The 22,653-nt window shown below is 65.8% G+C and carries 19 protein-coding genes and 1 pseudogene; 6 read left to right on the top strand and 14 right to left on the bottom strand.

What is annotated here, in order from left to right; translation table 11 throughout:
* The first annotated feature begins 1 nt into the window (after window position 1).
* Genes IGS74_RS19190 through IGS74_RS19175 form a run of 4 tightly spaced genes read left to right on the top strand, consistent with a single transcriptional unit; the run spans window position 2 to window position 3,922 of the window.
* Window positions 2–1,348 carry an LLM class flavin-dependent oxidoreductase gene (locus IGS74_RS19190; protein WP_192388318.1) on the top strand — a complete coding sequence of 449 codons (1,347 nt, stop codon included), beginning with the start codon at window positions 2–4 and terminating at the stop codon, window positions 1,346–1,348.
* Window positions 1,345–2,181 (top strand): ABC transporter permease, encoded by an 837-nt coding sequence (locus tag IGS74_RS19185; RefSeq protein WP_039195447.1) that lies wholly within the window; start codon window positions 1,345–1,347, stop codon window positions 2,179–2,181. Before IGS74_RS19190 ends, IGS74_RS19185 begins: the two co-directional genes overlap by 4 nt.
* On the top strand, window positions 2,160–2,912 hold the full coding sequence (locus IGS74_RS19180) for an ABC transporter ATP-binding protein (RefSeq protein ID WP_192388316.1): 753 nt from the start codon (window positions 2,160–2,162) through the stop codon (window positions 2,910–2,912). The genes IGS74_RS19185 and IGS74_RS19180 overlap by 22 nt, the downstream gene beginning before the upstream one ends.
* Window positions 2,909–3,922, top strand: a complete 1,014-nt coding sequence (locus IGS74_RS19175) for an ABC transporter substrate-binding protein (RefSeq protein ID WP_192388314.1) — start codon at window positions 2,909–2,911, stop codon at window positions 3,920–3,922. The genes IGS74_RS19180 and IGS74_RS19175 overlap by 4 nt, the downstream gene beginning before the upstream one ends.
* Here the strand turns inward: IGS74_RS19175 and IGS74_RS19170 are convergent.
* The 8 genes from IGS74_RS19170 to oiaX all read right to left on the bottom strand — a co-directional run bounded on the left by IGS74_RS19170 (window position 3,919) and on the right by oiaX (window position 12,705).
* Window positions 3,919–5,007, bottom strand: coding sequence for a linear amide C-N hydrolase (locus IGS74_RS19170; RefSeq protein WP_206688197.1), 1,089 nt, complete (start codon window positions 5,005–5,007; stop codon window positions 3,919–3,921). The genes IGS74_RS19175 and IGS74_RS19170 overlap by 4 nt on opposite strands.
* A 110-nt stretch (window positions 5,008–5,117) precedes the next feature.
* On the bottom strand, window positions 5,118–6,392 hold the full coding sequence (locus IGS74_RS19165) for a TRAP transporter large permease (protein ID WP_039195446.1): 1,275 nt from the start codon (window positions 6,390–6,392) through the stop codon (window positions 5,118–5,120).
* Complete coding sequence (locus IGS74_RS19160) at window positions 6,389–6,859, bottom strand: TRAP transporter small permease (protein WP_192388310.1); 471 nt, start codon at window positions 6,857–6,859, stop codon at window positions 6,389–6,391. Before IGS74_RS19160 ends, IGS74_RS19165 begins: the two co-directional genes overlap by 4 nt.
* An 18-nt stretch (window positions 6,860–6,877) precedes the next feature.
* Window positions 6,878–7,864, bottom strand: coding sequence for a C4-dicarboxylate TRAP transporter substrate-binding protein (locus IGS74_RS19155; RefSeq protein WP_192388308.1), 987 nt, complete (start codon window positions 7,862–7,864; stop codon window positions 6,878–6,880).
* A complete protein-coding gene (locus IGS74_RS19150) occupies window positions 7,861–8,586 on the bottom strand; it encodes an FCD domain-containing protein (protein ID WP_192388306.1) in 726 nt (241 codons plus the stop codon). The genes IGS74_RS19155 and IGS74_RS19150 overlap by 4 nt, the downstream gene beginning before the upstream one ends.
* 106 nt (window positions 8,587–8,692) lie before the next feature.
* Window positions 8,693–10,006, bottom strand: a complete 1,314-nt coding sequence (locus IGS74_RS19145) for an MFS transporter (protein ID WP_039195443.1) — start codon at window positions 10,004–10,006, stop codon at window positions 8,693–8,695.
* Window positions 10,007–10,082: 76 nt separating this feature from the next.
* Complete coding sequence (locus tag IGS74_RS19140; RefSeq protein ID WP_192388304.1) at window positions 10,083–11,411, bottom strand: four-carbon acid sugar kinase family protein; 1,329 nt, start codon at window positions 11,409–11,411, stop codon at window positions 10,083–10,085.
* A gap of 22 nt (window positions 11,412–11,433) precedes the next feature.
* Entirely contained in the window at window positions 11,434–12,705 is a 1,272-nt protein-coding gene (oiaX, locus tag IGS74_RS19135) for a 3-oxo-isoapionate-4-phosphate decarboxylase OiaX (protein WP_192388302.1), read from the bottom strand.
* 104 nt (window positions 12,706–12,809) lie between these two features.
* Between oiaX and IGS74_RS19130 the strand changes: the two genes are divergently transcribed.
* Window positions 12,810–13,523 (top strand): transcriptional regulator NanR, encoded by a 714-nt coding sequence (locus tag IGS74_RS19130; RefSeq protein ID WP_039195441.1) that lies wholly within the window; start codon window positions 12,810–12,812, stop codon window positions 13,521–13,523.
* 8 nt (window positions 13,524–13,531) lie between these two features.
* Here the strand turns inward: IGS74_RS19130 and IGS74_RS19125 are convergent, their stop codons facing one another.
* The 6 genes and pseudogenes from IGS74_RS19125 to IGS74_RS19100 form a co-directional block, all read right to left on the bottom strand.
* A complete protein-coding gene (locus IGS74_RS19125; RefSeq protein ID WP_246722727.1) occupies window positions 13,532–15,355 on the bottom strand; it encodes a hypothetical protein in 1,824 nt (607 codons plus the stop codon).
* A complete protein-coding gene (locus IGS74_RS19120) occupies window positions 15,352–16,392 on the bottom strand; it encodes a Gfo/Idh/MocA family oxidoreductase (protein WP_192388300.1) in 1,041 nt (346 codons plus the stop codon). Before IGS74_RS19120 ends, IGS74_RS19125 begins: the two co-directional genes overlap by 4 nt.
* A gap of 64 nt (window positions 16,393–16,456) precedes the next feature.
* Window positions 16,457–17,284: a phosphogluconate dehydrogenase C-terminal domain-containing protein gene (locus tag IGS74_RS19115; protein WP_192388298.1), complete on the bottom strand. Its 828-nt coding sequence runs from the start codon at window positions 17,282–17,284 to the stop codon at window positions 16,457–16,459.
* A gap of 271 nt (window positions 17,285–17,555) precedes the next feature.
* A pseudogene (locus IGS74_RS20500) lies at window positions 17,556–18,128 on the bottom strand (metal-binding protein ZinT); the annotation flags it as partial.
* 1,297 nt (window positions 18,129–19,425) lie between these two features.
* Window positions 19,426–20,361, bottom strand: a complete 936-nt coding sequence (locus IGS74_RS19105) for a zinc ABC transporter substrate-binding protein (RefSeq protein WP_192388294.1) — start codon at window positions 20,359–20,361, stop codon at window positions 19,426–19,428.
* Window positions 20,362–20,502: 141 nt separating this feature from the next.
* Window positions 20,503–21,276: an SDR family oxidoreductase gene (locus IGS74_RS19100; protein WP_192388292.1), complete on the bottom strand. Its 774-nt coding sequence runs from the start codon at window positions 21,274–21,276 to the stop codon at window positions 20,503–20,505.
* Between the two features lie 137 nt (window positions 21,277–21,413).
* On the opposite strand from IGS74_RS19100, the gene IGS74_RS19095 reads away from it, so the two are divergent.
* Entirely contained in the window at window positions 21,414–22,316 is a 903-nt protein-coding gene (locus tag IGS74_RS19095) for a LysR family transcriptional regulator (RefSeq protein ID WP_192388290.1), read from the top strand.
* The last annotated feature ends 337 nt before the right edge of the window (window positions 22,317–22,653 follow it).

Genomic DNA, 22,653 nt, shown 5'->3' with positions numbered 1-22,653 from the left:
GATGTCCGCTCGACGCCGCCAGCTTCATCTCAACGCATTCCTGCGCAATGTCGGCCAGCACGAGGCCGCATGGCGCTTGCCGGAGACGGACGTCCGCGCCGTTACCGACATCGAGCACTATCGCCGGTTGGCCCGCATAGCCGAGGCGGGCAAACTGGACGCGATCTTCTTTGCAGACCACCCGGTGCTGAAGGACAGGCCGCAGGACCGCCCCTGGGACAGCCTGGACCCCTTCACGCTGATTGCCGCCCTGTCGGGCGTGACCAGCCGCATCGGGCTGGTGGCGACGGCCTCCACCACCTACAACGACCCCTATGGCCTCGCGCGCCGCTTCGCCACACTGGACCATGTGAGCCAGGGGCGCGCCGCGTGGAACGTCGTGACGACCGCCAATGACGAGGCCTCCGCCAATTTCAGCTTTGGCAGCCATCCCGATCCGGACGAGCGTTATGCCCGTGCGGACGAGTTCCTGCGCGTCACGACGGGCCTTTGGGACAGTTGGGAAGACGGCGCGATCGTCGGGGACAAGCAGGCCGGTCTGTTCGTCGATCCCGATCGAATCCATCGCCTGCATCATGAGGGGGAGCACTTCCGCGTCGCCGGGCCGCTGGAAATCCCCCGTTCGCCGCAGGGGCGGCCGGTCATCTTCCAGGCCGGCTCGTCCGAGCCAGGCAAGGAGCTTGCCGCCCGGCACGCCGAAGCGATCTTCACAGCCCAGCCGGATTTCGACGAAGCGCGGCGCTTCTATGCCGACGTGAAATCGCGCATCGCGCGGCACGGCCGCAACCCCGCGCATGTCCACATCCTGCCTGGCCTTTCCTTCTTCATCGGCGGCACGGAAGAGGAGGCATGGGCCCGGCGCGAGACCTTCGAGGACCTGACCCTGCCCTCCTACGGGCTGGCGCAGTTGAAGCGCGTGACGGGCATCGACTTCTCCGGCCACGATCTGGATGACGCGGTCCGCATCCCCGCCCGGGAGACGACAAGCAGCCACCAGAAGAGCCGGCACGATCTGGTCCACCGGCTGACGGACAACGAACATCTGACGCTTCGCCAGCTCTTGCGGCGCTTAAGCGCGGGGCGCGGGCACCGCATCGCCACCGGGACGCCGGAGCAGGTCGCCGCGACGATCGTCGAATGGTTTGATGGCGGCGCCGCCGACGGCTTCAACCTGATCCCGCCGTCGCTTCCGGCCTCCCTGTCCGCCTTCGTGGAGGCGGTCGTACCGATCCTGCAGCGGCAGGGGCTTTTCCGGGAAGAGTACGAGGGCAGCACTCTGCGCGAGCATCTGGGCCTGCCTCGGCCCGAATGGCGTGCGCACGGCGCGCAGCAGGTTGCGGCGGAATGAGCGCCGTTGTGGACAAGGCCGGTCCGATCCCCGCGCCGCGCGTCGTGGCGCAGGCCGGGGCTACACGCCTTGTGCCGCCTCGCCCGTGGCCGTTGCAACGGCTGGCAGGGCCGCTGCTGGTGCTGGCCGCGTGGTATGTCGCCTCGGGCGCGGGCTGGTTGCCGCCGGCCAAGATGCCGGGCCCCGACGCGGTGGTGGACAGCTTCTTCGACATGGTCGCCAGCGGCACGCTGGCCAGCGATATCGCGGCCTCGCTGCACCGTGCAGGGCTGGGGCTGGGCATCGGCGTGGCCGCCGGTTTCGCACTGGCGGTCGTGGCCGGGCTGACCCGGCTGGGCGACGCGTTGATCGACGGGCTGGTGCAGGTCAAGCGATCCATTCCGAACCTCGCGCTGATCCCGCTGTTCATCATCTGGCTCGGCATCGACGAAACGATGAAGATCAGCATCATCGCGCTCGGAACCCTCGTGCCCATCTATATCAACACCCATGCCGCCCTGCGCGGCATCGACCGGCGCTACGTGGAACTGGGGCAGGCGGTATCGCTGAGCCGCGCGCGCTTCCTGCGCCACGTGGTGTTTCCCGCGTCGCTGCCGGGCTTCTTCACCGGCCTTCGCCTTGCCGTCACCCATTCGTGGACGGCCCTTGTGGTGGTGGAAACCATCAATGCAACGAGCGGCATCGGCTTCATGATCACGCAGGCGCGGATCTACGGCCAGACCGAGGTGGTGCTGGTGGGGCTGGTGCTCTACGGCGCGCTGGGGTTCGGCTCCGATGCCATCGTCCGCCTTGCCGAAAGGAGGGCATTGTCATGGCGCAGCTCCATAGCCTGAACCCGTCGCCGGAACCGGAGGTCGTCCGCGTCCAGCGCCTGCGGCGCGCCTTCGACGGACGCGAGGTCCTGTCCGGCATCGACCTGTCCATACGGCGCGGAGAGTTCGTTGCCCTGCTCGGCAAGAGCGGCTGCGGCAAGAGCACGCTGCTGCGGGCGGTGGCGAAACTGGACGACGGCGCGGAAGGAACGGGACGGGTCTCCGTGCCCGGCCGCCGCGCGGTTCTGTTCCAGGATTCGCGTCTGCTGCCCTGGGCGAGCGTGGTCGACAACGTCGTTCTGGGGGCATGGCGCCCCGGCATCCGCGAGCGTGCCTCCGCCGCCCTTGCGGAAGTGGGGCTGGCCGGCCGCGAGGATGCCTGGCCGAGGATGCTGTCGGGCGGGGAGCAGCAGCGGGTTGCGCTGGCGCGCTCGCTTGTCCGCGACCCGGAACTCATCCTTGCCGACGAACCGTTCAGCGCGCTCGACGCGCTGACGCGGATCCGTATGCAGCGTCTGCTGCTGGACCTGTGCGCGCGCCATCGTCCGGCGGTACTTTTCGTGACCCACGATGTGGAAGAGGCGCTCAGCCTGGCAGACAGGGTCGTGATGATCGCCGATGGGCACATCGCCTACGACGAAGACGTCTCCAACGTACGCCTGTCCGCCGACGCCTTCCTGCAGGCGCGCAACCGGATCCTCACCGAACTCGGCGTCCCCGCCGGCCATGCCCACAGGAGTGCGAACCCATGAAACGACTTTCCGGACTGCTGCTTGCCGCGACCCTTCTTTTGCCGATCGAAGCGTCGGCCGACCAGCTTCTGCCGCGCGATGTGCCGCCCGGCACGAGCCTCGTGATCGCCGACGACGCCAACTACGTCGCCAGCCTTCTCAAGCTGTCGGGCGAGCAGGAAAAACTCGCCGCGGACGTCACCTACGCCAATTTCAGCAGCGGTCCGCTGCGTCTTGAAGCCATCCGCGCCGGCGCCGCCCAGGTGGGCGCGGTGGGCGACGTGCCGCCCATCCTGGCGCATTATTCCGATGCCGGCGTTGTCGTGGTGGGCGCCGTTATCACCTCCGGGCCGGGCAACCTGTTAACCACGGCGCCGGGCAGCGGCATCGAGACGCTTCAGGACCTGAAGGGCAAGCGCATCGGCATCAATGTCGGTACGGCCCAGCAGGCCACGGTCCTGCGCAATCTCGATGCGGCTGGATTGGGCATCGCCGATATCGAGCCGGTCAATCTCGGTCTTTCGGAGTTTGCCGATGCCCTGCGCGGCGGCCAGATCGACGCCGCCGTGCTCAAGCAGCCGGACCGGGCGCGCTATCTGGCCTCGGTGGAGGGGCAGGGGGCGCGAGCCCTCGACAACGCGCCGGGAACCGCAACCAACCTTAAATATCTCTACGCGGCCAAAACCGCGTTGGACGATCCGGCCCAGGCCGCGGCCATCGCCGATTTCGTCGAGGCCTGGTATCGCGCCCACGCCTGGAAGAACGGCAATCGGGAAACATGGATTGCCGATTATCTCGTCAGGGACCAGCGGCTGTCGCAGGACGATGCCGAAGAGGTGTGGATCAGCGAGGGCGATGAAACCCGTGCGCCGGGCCTTCAGGCCCTCGTCCCCATTCAACAGGAGACGATCGACCTTCTGCAGGCCGGTGGCGCCTTCCCCGGCAAGACGCTGAAGGCCGAAGACGAGTTCGACTTCCGGTTCCGCGATCTCGGCCTGGAAAAGGCGGCGGGCATTCAGCCGGCGCGCTAGCCGCCCTGGTGCAGCCCAAGAAAGTGAAATGGCGCGGCCGGCTGGAAGTCGGCCGTCGCATCGCCTGAAAACGTGTGGTCCTGCTGCGGGCCGAGGTCCAGCCGCTTGACCTTTGCCCCTTCCGCGAAATCCACCGCCTTCAGATCGACCCAGAACGTGTTGGGCGTCATGGCGGATTCGAAAAAGTACAGCTGCGCCTTGTGGTCGTAGACCGTCCGCCAGCGCGTCGACGAGATTTCAGGCCGGTCGGGCGTCGAGATACCCAGCGGTACCGACGCGTTGCGGATGATACCGAAGACGCTGGCCAGCGTTTCCTTTTGCGGGGCCGCCGGCGGAATTGCCTTGACGTAGAAATCGGCCCGCGCAAAGCGATCCGATGCCCGGTTGGTGCCCGGCAGCATCACCGTACCGCCGATCTGCGACCAGTAGGCGGCGAGCGCAAGCTGCTCGTCATAGGTGGGCGAGTTCGTCATCACCTGATATTGGCGCCCGTGATGCACCACCAGCCGCCCATCGATATATTCGAAGATGGCGCTGTCGCCCGTCGAATCCGACAGGGAAAGATGCAGCGTCGTCAGCCGGTCCTCGCCCGGGACGGAAGCGGTGACGATGGTGAAGGGCGGATCGCCCATCACCTCCACGGCCTCGGCCACCGTCGCGAAATTGTCCAGCGCATACTGCGCCCATGCGGCGATGGTCAGGCCCGGTTTGGACGAAGCGTCGAAGGCCGGATACTCCGATTCCGTCAACCACAGAAGGTTGGCCATGAGCCCCTGTTCGTTGACCCCGTCGGTCGTCGACACGTCGAAGCCCGTCGCGACGACGGAACCGTACTTCGCCGTCCACTCAATCGAGTTTTCCCCCGCCTCGCCGGTGCGCGCGATGCCGCGTGGAAGGATGTAGAGGTTGGTTCCGATCTCGGCCTTCCAGTCCATCGAACGCGCGGTCACGACGGCATCCTCGGCACCAATATAGACAAAGCGCGTGCAGGCGAAAGCCGCAGGCGGAACCGCCAGCGTGGCGAGCGCCAGTCCGCTCGTCAGGAGGAAGCGGAGGGCGCGAGTACGATTGGCCATGATCGGCATGTCCGGAAAGAGGGGGCGGAGCGCCGGCCCGAACCCGAACCGGTTTTAAGCATCATGGCCCAAGCGGTTGCCGACGGCAACGTCCGCGCTTCCGCCCCCTCGCTTCGATGCTACCCCGCCAGCGCAAGCGAGATGGCCGGCACGAACGTCACCAGCAGCAGCGCCGCCAGCAGCGCGACATAGAGGCTGGTGGCCTCCCGCGTGAAGGCGCCCACGGAAACCCTGGTGATGTTGCAGACCACCAGCATCACCGTGCCGACCGGCGGCGTCATCGTGCCGATCGACAGGTTGACGATCATGACGATGCCGAAGTGAACGGGGTCGATACCCAGTTCCAGGACAGTCGGCAGCAGGATCGGAACCAGCACGATCATCAGCGCCGTGCCCTCGATCAGGAGACCGAGCCCCAGGAACACCCCGTTCATGATCAGGAGGAAAACCCAGGGGTTGCTCGTCGTCGCCGTGATGACCGAGGCCAGTTGCTGTCCGACCTGCTCCAGCGAGAACACCCAGGCCAGCGCCGACGACGCCATGATGACCAGCATGATCGACGCGGTGGACTTGCCGGTTTCCACCAGCGCATCGCCCACATGCGACAGGCGCATCTCGCGCGAGACGATGAAGCCGATGAAGATGGTGAACAGCACCGCGAAGGCGCCGGCCTCCGTCGGCGTGAAGATATTGGCGCGGATGCCGCCGATGACCGCCACGACCAGGAAGATCGCCGGCCAGGCCCCGAACAGGGTGGAGCCGACCTCCTGTACGCTCGGCGCCGTTTGCCGCGATGGCTTGTAGCCGCGGCGCACCGACACGATGTAGGTCGTCAGCATCAGGAGGGCGGCCAGGAGCAGGCCCGGCAGGATGCCGGCCATGAACATGCGCCCGACGGAGACGTTCGCCAAAAGCGCATAGATGATGAGCGCGATGCCGGGCGGTATGATGGGCGTAATCAGCGAACTCGCCGCCGTCAGGGCCGACGAAAAGGCGCGGTCGTATCCGCGCTTTTCCATTTCCGGCACCATCATGCGCGCCGTCATGGCGGCGTCGGCGAGATTGGATGCGCTGAGCCCGCCCATCAGGGTGGACAGCATCACGTTTGCCAGTGCCATGCCGCCGCGCACCCGCCCGACGATGAGATCGGCGATCTTCAGCATGCGCTCGGCAATGCCGGTATGCGCCATCAGGGTGCCGAGCAGGATGAAGAAGGGGATCGCCAGCAGCGAGGCGTTCTGCGTCGGGCCGACGAGCCGCTGCACCGCAATGCCGAGGGGCAACGGTGCGATGAACAGGAAGTAGCAGAGCGTTGCCGCGATGATGGCAAGGTAAAGCCGCATGTTGAGCGCGATCAGCGCCAGCATGAACAGGATGATGGTGGACAGGCTCAACGGTCCGCTCCTGCCTTGGGCCGCTTCAGGCCGGCATAGGCGGCATGCAGCATGTAGATGCCGGTGCCGGCAAAGCCGACGGGCAAAGCGAGGTTCAGGTACATCTGCGGAATCCGCAGGATGGCCGTGACGCGGAACTGCGTCGACATGGCCAACTGCCAGCCCAGCCAGGCGAGGTAGAAGAGAAGCGCCGCGGAGGCCAGCGTGACCGCGAGGTCGAGCCCGCGGCGCACGCCTTCCGGCAGGAGGTCGGTGAAGATCGATATGGTCAGGTGCTGGCCATCGCGCTCCGCCGCGATGGCCCCCACCATCACGATCCAGACGAGCAGCATGGCGCTCATCTCTTCACCCCAGTGCACGGGCTGGCCCATGACATAGCGCATGAAGACGCCGTAATTGGTGATGCCCACCAGAACCAGCAGCGCGGATGCGACCAGCCAGTCGACCGGCCTTTTCAGGTATCTCATCGGTCTTCACCCACCGGCTTACTGAAGCTGGCCCTGGATCTCTTCGTAGAGACCGTCGGACCATTCGGGGAAGCTTTCGTAGACCGGCTGCGTCAGCGCACGGAACGGCTCGGTATCCACCTCGACAACCTCGACGCCCTCGGCCTGCATCTTGCCGATCAGCTCGTCGTCCAGCGAGGTCATCAACTGCTGGCTGTAGAGGCCGGCCTCGTAGCCGGTTTCATGCACGATCTGCAGATGCGGCTCGCTGAGGGTCGAGAAAAAGGCTTCGCCGCCGACGAACATCGCCGTGTTGGTGATGTAGCCGATCTTGTTCAGATACTTCGCCTCTTCGTGGAAGCGCTGGCCGTAGAGCACCGAGACGGGGTTTTCCACGCCGTCGATGACGCCCTGCGCCAGCGCCGAGAAGGTTTCGCCCAGCGGCATCGGCGTCGGCGTTGCGCCCATCGCCTCGAAGGAGCGGATCTGCATGATGTTGTTGGGCACGCGCACCTTCAGGCCGCGCATATCCTCGGGCGTGCGCACGGGACGCTTGGAGATCAGGTGGCGCGTACCGTAGAGCAGGTTGGGGATGACGATGTGGACGCCCTTCTGGCGCAGCGACTCGCGCTTTTCCGCAAACCATTCGCCGTCATAGATGGCGAAAAGCTTGTCCATGTCGTCGGTCAGATAGGGGCCGAACAGCACCCCGACATCCGGCTCGTAATCGGCCAGGAAGCCGACATCGGTGATGGTGACGACGTTGAGACCCATAATGGCCTGGTCTGTCACGTCCTGCTTGGAGCCGAGCTGCGAGCTCGGGTAGAGCTCCAGCGCGATCTCGCCGCCGGACCGCTCGGCGATCAACTCCTGCCAGTGCTTCATCACCTGGTCCAGCGGCTCGCCGGGATTGTTCTCGTAGGCGACGCGGATGGTGACTTCCTGGGCGCCGGCATGCCCGTGGATGGACAGGGCAAGGCCTGCCACAAGCAGCGAAGCTGCCAGGCGCTTGAGCGTCGATGTCATGTCTGTTGGCCTCCCGAGCCGTTTTGCGTGGGGTTTCGTGCGACGGCCTCGCGGGACAGCGTCTCTTCCAGCACTGCCCGGCTGTATGCGTAGTGGGCGGCCGCCGCCTCTGTCAGGCCGGCAAGATCCTGCCGGCCGATGGCCTCCACCATGCGACGGTGGTTGCCCATGGAGGCGGCGTCGTGCCGGGGCACGTTCTTGCCGATCTCCATGTAGAAGATGATGGGATCGCGCATCACGGCGTAGAGCCGGGCGATCACCGTATTGCCCGCCATCTGGACGATGCGCGCGTGGAAGGCATGGTCGGCGACGGCGTTTTCCCGCACCGTCAGGGCCGCGTCCATCCGATCGAGGATCGCCGTCAGGGCCGCGACGTCGTCCGGCCCGGCATTGGCGAGTGCGGCGGGCAGGACCCCCGTTTCCAGCATGGTGCGCATGTCCAGGAGATCGCGGCAGGTGCGCAGGTCGCTGGCGAAGTAATGGCTGAAGATGGAGAAGACGGCGTCGAAATCGGGCTCCGTCACCATGGGGCCGCGCCGCGTGATCCTGATGAGGCCGTAGACCTGAAGCGTTACCAGCGCCTCGCGCGCGGTGTTGCGGCCGACGCCGAATCGTTCGGCCAATGCCCGCTCGTTGGCGAGCAGGTCTCCCGGCCTGTGACTGGCCGTTATTTCGGCCCGCAGCGTGTCGACCACGCTTTGTACGGCTGTCGTCCGTCCCAATATGCCTCCCCCGTGGTCCAACAATGGGACCACGGGGGGTATTTCAGTTACGCATAGGGGCGATCAACCAACGGTTCTGTGAGGCCGGCGTGATCGCCCACCGTCGTCAGGCCCCGTTCCGAGGCTCTTCCAGGCGCGACAGCACCGCGAAGGAGAGGATGGCGGACAGCAGCATGAAGCCGCCCACGATGGTCATCGGCACGGCGTAACCGCCGGTCCAGTCCTTGACCGCACCGGTGATGTAGGGCGCTGCGAATCCGGCGATGTTGCCCATCGTGTTGATGAGGGCGATGCCGGCGGCAGCCGCCGCCCCGGTCAGGAACCGGGCCGGGAAGGACCAGAAGTTCGGCAGCGCAGAGAAGATGGCGCAGGCCGTCAGCGTGATGACTGCGATGGTCGTGGTGGGTGTCGGCATGGCCAGGGCCAACGGAATGGATACCGCGCCCAGAAGGGCGGGAATGCCGATATGCCAGGGGCGCACGCCCCGGCGGGAGGCATCGCGGCTCCACAGGACAAGGGCGATGGCGGCCGGCAGATAGGGGATCGCCGTGATGAGGCCGCGTTCCATGACGGAAAACTTGGTGCCGAAATCGGCTTCGAAGCCGCCGATGATGGTGGGCAGGAAGAAGCCCAACGCGTAGAGCCCGTAGATGAAGCCGAAGTAGATCAGCGACAGCAGCCATACCCGGCCGCTCATGAGCGCCTTGCCGGTATTGCGGCCATGGCTTGCCGCCTTGGCCTTGTCTTCCTTTGCGAGTTCGCCATTCAGCCAGTCCCGCTCTTCCCGCGTCAGCCAGCGCGCGTCGTTCGGCGTGTCCGGCAGGTAGAAGAAGGTGATGATGCCGACGATGATGGCCGGTACGGAGACGCCGAAGAACATGATGCGCCATCCCTCGAGGCCGAAGGCGCCATGCGCTTCGATCAGCGCGGAGGCGATGGGCGCGCCGATCACCGTCGTCAGTGGCTGCGCCACGTAGAAGACGGCCAGCACCTTGGCGCGATGGCGCGCCGGCACCCACATGGACAGGAACAGGATCGCGCCGGGAAAGAAGCCGGCTTCCGCGACTCCGAGCAGGAAGCGCAGCCAGTAAAGCTGCGTCGCGCTTTGCACGAAGGTGAAAAGCAGCGAGACGATGCCCCAGGTCACCATGATGCGGGCCAGCCATTTGCGGGCGCCGAACTTGTGCAAGGCAAGGTTGCTGGGGATCTCCAGAGCGATGTAGCCGACGAAGAAGATGCCGGCGGCAAAGCCGAACTGTGCCGCCGTCAGCCCCAGATCCTGCGTCATGCCGTTTGGCCCGGCAAAGCCGATGGCCGTGCGGTCGAGGAAGTTGATGAAGAACATCAACCCCAGAAACGGCACGAGACGCCAGGTGATCTTGCCGATCGCCGATGTCTCGATGGAATTGGTCGTTTGCATTGTGTGTCGAACCCCCCAATGAGGAAAAAGACTGTCTTTGGGGCCGGTCCCCTCGTCCCGGCCTGTCGTATCCGCGTCAGCCGCCGTCCCGGATGCGCACGAAATAGTCGTCGTTGCCGACCTGCCCGCCTTTCAGGGCCACCTCCAGCCCATCGAATGCGGGGTCGGTGCTGTAAGCGGTAGACAATGGAGAGCCGGGCGTGTCCGCCATCGGCAGGCGGGGCGTCAGCGCATAGACCGCAAGCTGGCGCAGCGCGTGGCTGGACGTGTCGCCACCGGCGATGACGGCACGCGTCAGGCCGGCGCGGCGGACAAGCTCGGCCTGCAGGCGGCCGAGGCCACGGCCGATGGCGTGGCGCGCGCCCGGCGCCTCGGCGATCTCGTCGCCAAGATCGCTTTCCGGCCCCATTGCGGTATGGACGATCACGCTGCCGCCCCCGGCCAGCGTCGCATGGGCACTGGCGGCCACCGCGTCCACCGCCGCTTCGTCGCCGGCGACGAGGGCACGGGGGTCCAGCGCGATGGCCGTGAAGCCCTGGCTCTCCGCATAGGCGATCTGGCGCGCGGTGGTGGGCGAGCAGCTACCCGATACGACGGACAGGCGTTCCACCGCCGGCAGCGGATCGAAATGCCCGGCGCCCGACGCCTCGCCCGCTGCGGTGAAGGCATGGGCGAGCGCGTATTCCACGCCGGACGAGCCGACGACGAACCGGCATCCGGCCCTGGCGAGCCTGCGCAACTGGATGCCCGCCGCAGCCTGGCCGCGCAGGTCCATGACGTCGATGAACAGGCCGCCCGGCGCCTCCGCGATGGCGGTATCGATAGCGGAATCCGGGTCATTGCCGGTCAGCGCAACGGGGTCGACGAGGGCAATGGACAGGGTCGTCTGCCCGGCGAGATGACGGATCAGGTCGGCCTCGTGCATCGGCGTCACCGGATGGCGGCTCATGACGGGATGGCGGTCTATGCGGAAGACTTCGCCGCGATAGGCCGCGAACAGCGTTGCAAAGGCGGTGTAGCGCTTCAGCTGCGGCGCGCCGACGAGGATGGGAACGGGCCTGTCGCCAAAGGCCTTGCGCCCAAGCTCGAGCGCCCGACCGATGCTGCCGGCATGCGGCGCGGAATCGAAGGTCGAGCAGACCTTGTAATGGCAGATCTCGGCGCCTTCGGCGGCCAGCGCGGCGAATGCGGGCGGCAGGTTCGCGTCCATCCATTCCGGTGTCTCGCTGCGGCTGGTGCCGGCGATGCCGAGTGCCCGGACGCCGGGGAAGCGCGCCCGCTGGTCGGGGTCCGGGATATCGAGGAAAAGCACGGCCTCGATACCGGACAGCGCCAGCGCCTCCATGACGTCGGTCGAGCCGGTGAGATCGTCGCCATACCAGGTCATCAGCAGGGGAGAAGTCATGGTCGGGCCTATCCTTGTGCGCTCAGGCGCCATCGCCCGAACCGAATCTGGCGATGGATTGTGCGAGTTCGCTGTGGTCTCTGGCGTAGGTGTCGAGGTCGATGCCGGCCACCGTGGCCTGCCAGGCCTGCTGGACCGCGCGGACCCCGGCGGCCGGTCCGCCGGGATGGCTGACGACGCCGCCGCCGCAGAGATAAAGAAGGTCCGTCGTGGCCACGGCCTGCCAGGTGGCCGGAGCCTGCCCGCCCCACTGGCCGGAGCAGACCACCGGCAAAGGCCTGTCCTCCGGCTTGAAGAGCGCGGTGTCGAGCGCGCGGAACGAGCGGATGAAACTGTCGTCCGGCTCCCAGTACTTTGCGCCGATGCCGTTGATCTGGAACTGGTCGACGCCGAGCAGCCGCCAGAAGGTCTCGTAGACGGAGAAATCCATGCCGAGGCCGGAATGCCGGGTCAGGATATCCCAGCCGTTGCGATGGGCGTGCAGCACGATGGACGACCGGCGGCGCAGGAACGCCATGGCGCCCATGCCGATGGAGTTGATGTTGACCACGGCGGCGTTGCCGCCCGCCTGAACCACGCGGTCGTGGTTGCGCATCATGGTATCGGGGTCGGTGGCGGTGATGCCGAAGGCAACCATCACCTTCTTGCCGGTCTTCTGCTCATGGTCCAGCACCACCGGCATGATGGCGGCGATCCGCTCGTCCAGCGACGAATAGGCCGGGCTCATCAATTTCTCGTCGTCCTTGATGAAGTCCACTCCGGCCTCCACCAGCTCCTTTACCATCGCCGCCGATTCATGCGGCCGAAGCCCGAGTGCCGGCTTGACGATGGTGCCGATGATGGGGCGCCCCTCGACGCCGGTTAGCCGCTTGCTGCCTGCGATGCCGAATTGCGGGCCGGGCCATGCCTTGGCGAAGGCCTCCGGCAGCTTCAGCCCGGTGATGCGGATGCCGCTGAACCCCTTGATGGAATAGACACCGCCGATCGCGATGGTCATCAGGGCGGCAAGGTCCGTGCCGACGGCCTCGAGCGGGAAGGCGATGTCGGCCTCGCCCCGGTTGAAGACGTGCGGCGCAGCCAGATCGGCATGGTCGCGCCCGAAGGACGGTTCGGAAACCGGCGGTAGCGCGCGCACCGCAACGACGTCGGCTGCCACGCGCGCCTTCAGCTCGGGCGTTTCGCCCGGAAGCGGAACGAAGGTGCCGGTGGATTGGTCGCTGGCGATCTTGGCGGCGAGCCTTTCGACGCTGCCCGGCGTTTCGATACGGTAGGTGACGACGATCCTGTCGCTCATGGCGCCATGCCTTCAAGACTGGAGCGTTTCCAGACGGAAACCGATAGTGGTATGGTGATCACACCAGCGGGGCACCGTGCGCCGCGCCGTGCAGGACCAGATTCATGGACACGACCCCGGAGCCGATCGTTCGCCGCAAGCTGTCGGACGAGGTCTTCGACCGTCTCAAGGGCATGATCGTGTCGGGCGAGCTTGCCCCCGGCGATGCGATGCCGGCCGAGCGAGACCTGATGGCGCGCTTCGGCGTCGGGCGCCCTGCCATACGAGAGGCGATGCAGGCGCTGGCCGGCATGGGATTGATCGCGATCAGCCATGGCGAGCGTGCACGGGTGCTGGCCATGACGCCGCAATCCGTCGTGCGGCAGGTGGACCGTGCGGCCGAGATCATGCTGTCGACGTCTCCGGCAGCGCTGGATCATCTGAAGGAAGCGCGCATCCTGTTCGAGCGCGGCGTGGTGCGGCAGGCCGCCGAGCGCGCCCGGGACGCCGACATCGCCGCGCTTGGCGCTCTTCTCGAAGCGCAGCGCGCCGTACTGGGCCGGCCCGACGCCTTCATCGCGGCCGACATGCAGTTTCATACGCGCATCGCGGCCATCTGCGGCAACCCGATCCTGGAGGCGGTGTCGCATTCCATGCTGGGTTGGCTCAAACAGTACCACACGGAACTTCTGATCTGGTCCGGCCGCGAGAACGTGACGCTGGTCGAGCATCAGGAACTGCTGGATGCGCTGGCAGACCGCAATCCGGAGGCGGCGGAAGCGGCGCTGGTACGCCACCTCGAGCGATCGCGCGAGCTTTACGTCCACCAGGCCGGTTGACCGCGGCTTCATGGGTCGACCCGGTTCAGAAGAGCGTAGGGGGCAAGGGTCGCCGTTTCGCCCTCCAGGTCCACCTGCTGGACGTCGGCGGTCAGATTGGCGAGCCACAGCACCGTGGAGCCATCGGTATTCGGCACGGCGAAGCCGTCGACCCGTTCGGGCGCATCGCTCTTGAGCGCGATGCGTGGCCGGCCGGCAAGGCTTGCCAGCGTCGCGAGCACCGCGAAAGCAGGCGTCTTGCCGCCATCCGGCAGGATCGCGCCACGCGGTCCGCCAAGGGAGCCCGCCGTCCAGCATTGCAGGCTCGTGCCGGCAAGCCGTGCGGCATAGCCCACCAGCCAGGCCGCGCCGAATGCAGTGCGTCCGCGCGGATCGTCATACGCCATCGCAATGCGCCTGCCGTCGGGATTGGGCATGGTGCGCGAGCCATAGGGGTTCTGGCGCATCCCGATGGTGGTGGGGCCCAGGCGATAGGCCGCGGTGCCGATGAAGCTGCGTGTGGACCGTGTGATGTAGGGGATCGCCTCCAGCGTCTGCATCACGCTGCGGTCGTCCGCCGCATGGACGATGGGGCAGGTGGCATGCGTGACGAAATCCAGAAGTGCGGCCGGTACGCGCTTGCGGTTAAACTCCGTGAAATAGCTGAACATGCCGCCGCCGATAAGGACGCCCGGGAAGGCCCGGCGCGCCTCTGCATAAATGTCTTCCAGCGGCGGGCAGGGTGGCCATGCGCTGCCGGGAGGGGTCGATTGGCGGTCGACATCCGCCAGCGCCGCGACGGCATGCGGCGCAAGCCCGCATTGCCGGACGGCCGCCGCGGCGGCGTCGAAAGCGCGACCCAGGGGGCCGGATGTCGGGACGACGAATTCCAGCACGCGCTCGGCCTCCGGAACGGCCTCCGCCAGCATGGCAAGCCGTGCCAGCTCGGCTGCGCCATGGCCGATCCCGGGCTCGTATGTCAGGAGCAGGGATTGCGGGTTCAGCCCTGCCAGAGCGTCGCGCGCGGCGTCCATATGGCCGATTTCGCCGGGCGAGATGGCGACGCCGATGGGCGGCATGTATGTCGGCAGACGCTCGCCCAGCCGTATCGACACGACGTCCGGTCGGCTCTTCGGTACCGCCTCCACCGACCGGCGGACGGTCAACGTCACGCTCTGCCGCAGGGGCAGGTCCGGCGTCAGGCGGTAGGGCCACGGCAGGCTGAGCGGCCGCACATAGGTTTTGTACGATGCGTCTGACCAGGCCCGCTGGTCTTCCATCTCGAACGTATCGCCCTCCATACGGCAGGTGGCCCACAGGCCGGGAGCCGGAGAATGGCCAAGCGCCCTTATGTCCTTGAATGGCTGCCATGGCTCGATCAGGTCGGGGAAGCGGGCTTCTTGCGTGGTCCCGTCCGTATGGGTGACCCGCACCGGCGCGCCGGCGACACCCTCAATGGGGTGCAGGACACAGAACCCCGTGCGGTTGGTCTCGAACGCGCCGTGCGGCGTGGCGTCGACGGTGAAGGACAGGGTGCCGTCTGCGGCCCCCTCGATGTGCGCGCGAAGATGCAGCGACGTCCCATCCGCAGCGGTGCACCCGGCGGCATAGCGGATGCAAAACCCTGCCTGCGTCTCATCGATCTCCAGGTCGGTTACGGCTAGGTCGCAGGTGCCCCAGTCGCGGTCGCGGACGACATAGTCTATGGCGCGCAAGACCTCATGTCCGTCGTAGCGAATGTCCCGCAGGCCACCGGATACGAGTTCCGCCGACAGGCGGCCGGCAAGCAGCGTGCGGGCTTCGGCCGTCGCATCGGGCGTGCCGTGGAGGGCCATGTCGGCGCGCGTCGTCACAGCGTATCCGGATCGATGCTGCGGCCCTCGGCGGCGCTGAGATAGGCCGCCTCGACGAGCGCCAGCGTCTTCAGATTGTCGGTCCCGGATGTCTCCGGCTCGACGCCGCCGCGCAGGCAGTCCACCCAGTGCCGCTGGATCGCAAGAACGCTTTCCTGGATGTTGTGCCAGGGCCGCTCGGCCCATGGCAGAAGCGTCGGCGATACGTCTTCGACGCGGCTGCCGGCGGCCGTGGTGACCGTCAGGCGATAGCCCGCATCCAGACGAATCGTGCCTTCGGCGCCGTCGATCTCGATCAGCGTTTCGGGGAAATGCTCCTCGGCCAGCCGCGTGGCGTAGGAGCAGTCGACGATGCTGGTGACGCCGCTCGCGTGGTCGAGCATCATCGTGGCGACGTCCTCGCCCCGGATCGCCGGATTGACGCGGGCGATCCGCGCGGTGATGCCGGAAACGTCGCCGAACACATAGCGTGCGACATCCAGCGCGTGGATGCCGAGATCCTCGATGATGAATCGCTCGCCCGTGGCAAGGTAGGGTTGCGCGGCGTAGACATCGAATGCCGAGCGAAAGGAGACGCGGCCGAAGAATGGCCGGCCGATGCTGCCGGATCGCAGGGCGGCGGCTGCCGCCCGAATGGCCGATTGCCAGCGAAAATTCTCGTGCACCATCAGCGCGGTGCCGGCTTCCTGCGTGGCGGCCACCATTGCGCGTGCATCGTCCAGCCGGGGGGCGAAGGGCTTCTGGCAGATGGCGGGAATGCGGTGGGCCGCGGCAAGCTCCACCAGGGCGCGGTGGCTGGGCGGCGTCGTCGCGATGTCGACGAAATCGAGCGATTCCGCCTTCATCATCGCCGCGGCATCGTCATAGACCCTGGCCACGGCGAAGCGTTCGGCCATGGCCTTCGCGCGGCCGGAATCGCGGTCGCAGACGGCCACGATGTCGACATCGGCGATATCGGCCCATCCGTGCATCTGGTTGACGGCGAAGAAGCCGCATCCGATCAGCGCGCCCTGGAGCCTGTCTCCGGCATTTCCCATTCTTACGTCCTCCGCGCAAAAACGACCCTGCCGGCGAGCCGGCAGGGCCTTGAGACAACCGGAATCAGGTGATGCGCCGGATGGAGGCGGCCAGCTCTTCCGGTTCGAAGACGCGCTTCCAGTCGTCGCGCATCAGCATCGGCTTGCCGAACTCGATGGCCTTGTTGCAGGCATCGGAGAACACGCCGGGGGTCTCCTCGAAGATCACGGAGCCGAGCACGTTCATGTGGCCCAGTAGGAAGTCGCGGGCGGCCTCCTTCGGCACGCCGCGCGCCACGACCTCGTCCATGGCTTCCTTCATCGCTACCAACAGGCTGGCGCACACGGTTTCGGACAAGCCCGGCTCCAAAAGGGCCATCTGCTCGACGGTAACGCGGTGCGAGCGCATGACCGGCGCCCAGATCACCTTGGCAACTTCCTCACCCAGCGCATAATGCTCTTCGGGGCCCTGCATCAGGGCGGAAGTGATATGCTGCTTGGCGGCGATGCCACCGAAGAAGTCACGCTTGGCATCCATGTCCGTCTCGTCGTTGAAGATCGGCGGATGGCACGGATGGGTCACGAAATAGGTCAGGTCCGGGCGGTCGGGCAGGTGGCCGGCGAAGGGGGCGGCCGCATCGAGCACGACGACGATGGTGCCGGGCTTCAGGTTTTTCTCGATGCCACTGGCAACCTTGCCGATCAGCGTGTCCGGTACGGCCAGCACGACGACTTCGGCGCCTTCGAGCGCGGCTTCCGCAGGCACGCAATCGAAGCCCAGACCGTCCTTGAGGCGCTTTGCGCCGGCTTCGCTGGGCTCGACATGGCGCACGTCGAAGCGCGAGCCTTTGAGGTTGCTGGCCAAACGGTAGCCCATCTTGCCACCGGCGCCGAACAGGGCGATCGAAGTCATGCTGAATTCCTTTCCTCTGGCAGCGTCGCGGCGCGTTGGCCGCCAAGCAGAACTGCGGAGAGGCAAAGGATTGGCCCGCCATGCGCTTGCGCGTTGCGGGCCGAAGAGATTTCCCGGCCAGCGCGGCGGCTACCGCGCGACCCTGCCTCCCAGCAGGGTCTCTATACCACGGCATGTCATCATTCCGTCAACTGGTATGACGAGTATATATTTGTCGCGCCCGGCGTGTATTGTCCTGCGATGCGGGCCGGGCGCGCAGAAGGTGCTGGCCTTAGTGAGCCAGCATTTCCTCTACGATCTGGTCGGCATCGAGCGCCGAGGGATAGTAGGTCGGCCAGTTGGTGACCTCTTCCAGCAGTGCGGCCCTGTCGTCGCCCCAGTACAGGTGGAAGTGATCGGTCTTTTCCGGAGCGATCTTGTGGTCACTGAACTGGATGAATTGCGGTGCGTCGTCATCGCCACCGGTCTTCTCGAAAACGAAGCGCACGCCGCGATTGCCCTTCTTGTAGGTCAGGATTTCGCGTCCGTCATACGCGTAGGTGCCGCCAGTCGGCTTGCCGTTGCGGTAGAAGGTCACCGTATCGCCCTCGATCGTGACGCGTTCGACATCGGTGCGATAGCCGGTTTCGTACTCGGCGCGGTACGCGTCGGCGCTCATCGAGCCGCCTTCCGCCTTATGCGCCCAGACGGGGTCGAGGGTTCCGTCCTGCAGGTAGGGATAGACCGACTGCCAGTCCCCGGCGTAGTCCGACAGGGGGCGGTCCGCAACCTCGGCATCCTCGAAATACCCCTGGTAGATCCGAGGGTCGCCGTGGCTGTGCGCATGTCCTGCGTGATCTTGGCCCGCGTGATCGTGAACGACGCCGCTTCCGCCGACGACGGCGATGTTGAAGGGCATGCCGTCGACGGCAACCGTGCCGATTTCCGCAAAATCGGCCTTGGCGATGCGCCGGACCAGGCCGGCCTTCGGATCGCTCATCACCACTTCGTCGCCCGCCATGACAAGGCGCGGGCGGGGATCGCTCCAGTGTCCGTCCATCGAATAGGGCTCGGTAACGCGCGCGCTGGCCGTCACCTTCGCCTCCAGCATGTCGAACCGGTGCAGGGTTCCATCCTCCGTCAAGACGTAGGCGAAGCGGGCATTGGCCGGGTCGAGCGTAAAGTCGATACGGCGGAACGGCAGTTCGACATAGCGCAGGTGCGGTGCATCGACGGGGTCGACCACCAACAGGCCCTTGGCACCGTAGTTGCCGAGGAATACCTGCATCGCCGTCGAGCCGAGCAGCGTTCCGGTGCTTTGCCCGGAAGGCAGGCCGGCCGGATAGTCCAGCATTTTGAAGACCGGCCCGCTTTCGCCCGCCGTCACCGTCAGGATGCCTTCCTTGCAGCCGGTTGCCAGATAGGCGCCGGAAAATGCCTCGCCATGGATGGCCGTGCAGGCCGCGGCCTCGCCGGTCGGATTGCCGTCCAGATCCACGGGCTGGAGGCCGATGCGCGACGGCGCGGTATCGCCATCGACCGGCGCATCCGATGCGAGGGTGGTGAGCCAGCCATCACCGATCGGCGCGACATAGCCGTGATGGGCGCGCCCCTGCGGCAGGCGTCGTTCCGCCACCGTGCCTGCGGTCAGGGCATGAGTGTCGAGAATGCCGGCATATCCCCCATCGTCGAAGTTGATGGCGACCTTGCCGCCATGGTCGATCAGGTGGAAGGGTCGCGGCCCGGAGAGGGTTTCCGGCAGGCTGGACGGATTCGTTATCTGGATGTCGGCATGATCTCCATGCGCGCTCAGCGTGACGCCGCTGCGCAGGAAATGCACCACATCGGACCCGGACTGGACGGCGGCGATGGCCGCACCATCGTCGATGGGATAAAGCCGGCTCTGCCCGGTCGTCTCGAAGCTCCAGCGATTGGCGGGTTCGGTCAGATCGAACGCCGTGATACGGGGCTCCGCATGGTCGGCAACGAAAACGCGGTACAGGGTAACGTCGTCGTGCCCATCCTCTGCTTGCACCATGCCGGTACCTGCCAGGACGAGCACGATGCCCGTCGCGCAGCTCAGTCTTCGCAACATAATTCGCATCCTTGATGTGCGTGGTAGGGAAAGGGGGGAAGTGTGGCGCCGGACAGGGCGCCCGGCCTCAACCGGCGGACAGGGCTTTCGCCAGGAGGGCCAAATTGTGCCGCATCATGGCGATGTAGCCCGGCGCGGGGCCGTCGGCCGGCGACAGGGCATCGGAATAGAGCGTGCCGGAGAGCTGCACACCCACCTCCGATGCAATCCTTTCGACAAGTCTGGAGTCGCTGATGTTCTCGGCAAAGATCGCCCGGACGTCGGCTGTGCGCATCTCCTCGATCAGCCCAGCCACGTCGGCGGCGGAGGCTTCGGACGCCGTGGAGATACCCTGCGGAGACAGGAAGCGGATTCCATATTCCTGTTCGAAGTAGCCGAAGGCGTCATGCCCCACGACGACGGTGCGGCGTCCTTCCGGCAGCGTTGCCAGTGTATCGCGAATATCGCGATCCAGGCTGTCCAGCGCCGCAAGACAGGCGTCGGCCCTGTCCGTGTAGGAGTGGCATCCGGCTGCGTCGGCCCGGCAGAAGGCGTCGCGGATATTGCCCACATAGAGCTTGGCATTGGGTACCGACTGCCACGCATGGGCATTCACCGCGCCGGCATGGAAGATCGCTTTACCGTTGACGAAATGGTAGTGGCCGCCACCCGGTTCATCGATCGCCGGCACGCCATCGGTCAGCGTCACGATCTGCCCCTTCGTGCCGCTGGCGGTGATCAGCCGATCCAGAAAGCCTTCCAGCTCCAGCCCGTTGGTAAGGACCACATCCGCCCGTGCAAGGGCCGCGGCGTCCCCTGGGCGTGGCTCATAGGCATGGGCGTCGCCATTCGGGCCGACAAGCGTTTGAAGTTCGATAAGGTCGCCGCCCACCTGTGCGGCGAAATCGCCGATGATCGAGAAGCTGGCAACGACGCGAAGCGGCTCGGCGAAGGCATTCCCGCCGGGCGATGCAATCACGGCCGCAAAGGCGAGGGCACCGATTATCCGTCTTGAAATGGCCATGCGCTCCAACCCCTCGACTTCGCGGCTGGGCGCATGACTATGTTATGTTATTACATTACGTCAACGGGGTCTGGCGCTGTTCACGCGGCTGTGAAGTCACTCATGAGCGGCGGCTGCCGGTAGGCAACCGCTGCGTCACGCCTACTTGGTCGTATAGCCGCCATTGACCAGGATGGTCTGGCCGGTCATCCACCACCCGTCCGAGACCAGGAAGCGGATATAGGGAACGATGTCCTCGATATCGGTCAGGCCCGTCTTCGAGAAGGGCGAGAGCGCCGCCGCGGTCTTGTGATAGGCCTGCGCATCGGCGCTTTCCTGACCGTAAAAGAAGGGAGTATCCATCGGGCCGGGGCCGATCGCCGTTACTGAAATCCCGCGCTCGCCGAACTCCTTCGAAGCTGCGCGCGTGAAATGTTCGACGGGGGCCTTCGTGCCGGCGTAGGTCGCATAGAAGGGCGTGAAGGCCCCAAGCAGCGAGGTGACGAGCGTCACGAGCTTGCCGTTGTCATTGAGGTGCTTGCCGGCTTCCTTGATGAAGAAGAATGCGCTCTTGGCGTTCACCGCGCTCATCTCGTCGTACTCTGCTTCGGTCGTCTCGGCGATCGGCTTCTTCAAGACCTTGCCGACCGTGTTGATGGCGATGTCCGGCCTGCCGATCGCGGCGACGGCATCGCTGAACAATGTCTCGACGGCGCCCGCTGTCGTCAGGTCTGCCGGGATGGCGACGGCTTCGGCTCCGGCTGCCTTGACCGCGGCCACCGTTGCGTCGGCATCGGCCTTCGTGGCCGCGCTGTTGTAATGGATGGCGATGGCTTTCGCGCCATGCGCGGCAAGATCGCGTGCGATCAACCCGCCCAGGTTCTTTGCCCCGCCGGCGATGATGACGGTTTTACCCTTGATGCTGTGATCGGCCATGGGTCGTCTCCTTTGCCCGGTGCGGCCAGACCGGCGGCCGCTTCCCGGGCAGGACGATACCGTCTGGCATTGGACGATAAAGACGATCATTCTGACATGAGTTGTCAGAAACGCTGCACAATGGAGGCGCTGCCCTCGTGGACCGCATCGACCTTTTCCGTATCTTCAGCCGCGTCGTCGAATGTGCGAGCTTCACGCGCGCGGCCGACACGCTCGGCATGCCTCGCTCGTCCGTCTCGGCGGCTGTGCAGGAGCTGGAAGGGCGTGTGGGCGCGCGCCTGCTGCATCGCACCACACGCAAGGTCGCACCCACGCAGGACGGAGCGGCCTTCTACGAACGGTGCCAGCGGGTGATCGCGGATGTGGAGGACACGGAAAATCTGTTTCGACAGGCGTCGTCGCAACCTTCGGGACGGCTGCGCATCGATGTTCCCGGTCGGATCGGACGCCTGGTTATCGCACCGGCGCTTGCGGAGTTTCTTGACCTCTACCCACAGATAGACATCGACCTTGGAGTTACCGATCGCGCGGTGAACCTGATGGAAGATGGTATGGATTGCGTGCTTCGGGTCGGTCCGTTGAGCGATTCCGCGCTGGTTGCCCGCCCGATCGGCACATTGGCGCTGACCAATGTTGCAAGCCCCGCTTACCTGGCGCGCCATGGAACACCCCTGGCGCCGGGCGATCTCGGGCAGCATTGGGCGGTTAACTATGCTTCTCCCTCAAGCGGCCGAGTGGAGGCTTGGGAATGGGTGGAAGACGGCGCCCTGCGCACGGCGCCGCTGCGCGGGCGTGTCACGGTGAACAGCGCAGAAGCATATATCGCGTGCTGCCTTGCCGGCCTCGGCCTGATCCAGATTCCGGCTTACGACGTGCGAGGCTACATCGATGCCGGCGATCTGGTCGAGGTCATGCCCGACTATCGCGCCGAGCCCATGCCGATGACATTGCTCTATCCACACAGGCAGGGTCTCCCTCGCCGGGCGCAGATTTTCGCCGCCTGGCTCGAGGACCTGCTGAAGCGGCATCCGGAGGTGTGACGAATGACGAGCGGCCTGCTCGCGGGAAGGCTGTCCTCAAGGCGCTTGCAGACGGCTGGGATCGCAGAGATCGACGCTGTAAGGTCAAGCCCGGTACGATGCCATTTGGATCGTGAGCTTCATGTACTGCGATCTGGGATATATCGACCTGGACCAGAGAACACTGCAAACCATCGACAACCCATTCGGCACGAGGTGTCACCCATGTCCTAGGTACGATCTATTACCTATGTCTTCGGCCTTACAATATTGAAATGGCGCACCGCACCGGGCGCAGATAATAACTACGTTTACGCTATAGCCCTCTAAATGGCGCCGGAAAATCGTCCGGAACTCA

This window comes from Aureimonas sp. OT7, assembly GCF_014844055.1.
Classification (GTDB): Bacteria; Pseudomonadota; Alphaproteobacteria; order Rhizobiales; family Rhizobiaceae; genus Aureimonas; species Aureimonas altamirensis_A.
Note: the sequence above shows the minus strand (reverse complement) of the source record. Positions and strands in the feature narration are given on the sequence as shown.

Excerpts from the sequence above, each read along its gene's own strand:
- IGS74_RS19190 (WP_192388318.1), top strand. The coding sequence starts at position 2 with ATGTCCGCTCGACGCCGCCAGCTTCATCTCAACGCATTCCTGCGCAAT.
- IGS74_RS19185 (WP_039195447.1), top strand. The coding sequence starts at position 1,345 with ATGAGCGCCGTTGTGGACAAGGCCGGTCCGATCCCCGCGCCGCGCGTC.
- IGS74_RS19180 (WP_192388316.1), top strand. The coding sequence starts at position 2,160 with ATGGCGCAGCTCCATAGCCTGAACCCGTCGCCGGAACCGGAGGTCGTC.
- IGS74_RS19175 (WP_192388314.1), top strand. The coding sequence starts at position 2,909 with ATGAAACGACTTTCCGGACTGCTGCTTGCCGCGACCCTTCTTTTGCCG.
- IGS74_RS19170 (WP_206688197.1), bottom strand. The coding sequence starts at position 5,007 with ATGCCGATCATGGCCAATCGTACTCGCGCCCTCCGCTTCCTCCTGACG.
- IGS74_RS19160 (WP_192388310.1), bottom strand. The coding sequence starts at position 6,859 with ATGAGATACCTGAAAAGGCCGGTCGACTGGCTGGTCGCATCCGCGCTG.
- IGS74_RS19155 (WP_192388308.1), bottom strand. The coding sequence starts at position 7,864 with ATGACATCGACGCTCAAGCGCCTGGCAGCTTCGCTGCTTGTGGCAGGC.
- IGS74_RS19145 (WP_039195443.1), bottom strand. The coding sequence starts at position 10,006 with ATGCAAACGACCAATTCCATCGAGACATCGGCGATCGGCAAGATCACC.
- IGS74_RS19140 (WP_192388304.1), bottom strand. The coding sequence starts at position 11,411 with ATGACTTCTCCCCTGCTGATGACCTGGTATGGCGACGATCTCACCGGC.
- oiaX (WP_192388302.1), bottom strand. The coding sequence starts at position 12,705 with ATGAGCGACAGGATCGTCGTCACCTACCGTATCGAAACGCCGGGCAGC.
- IGS74_RS19130 (WP_039195441.1), top strand. The coding sequence starts at position 12,810 with ATGGACACGACCCCGGAGCCGATCGTTCGCCGCAAGCTGTCGGACGAG.
- IGS74_RS19120 (WP_192388300.1), bottom strand. The coding sequence starts at position 16,392 with ATGGGAAATGCCGGAGACAGGCTCCAGGGCGCGCTGATCGGATGCGGC.
- IGS74_RS19115 (WP_192388298.1), bottom strand. The coding sequence starts at position 17,284 with ATGACTTCGATCGCCCTGTTCGGCGCCGGTGGCAAGATGGGCTACCGT.
- IGS74_RS19105 (WP_192388294.1), bottom strand. The coding sequence starts at position 20,361 with ATGGCCATTTCAAGACGGATAATCGGTGCCCTCGCCTTTGCGGCCGTG.
- IGS74_RS19100 (WP_192388292.1), bottom strand. The coding sequence starts at position 21,276 with ATGGCCGATCACAGCATCAAGGGTAAAACCGTCATCATCGCCGGCGGG.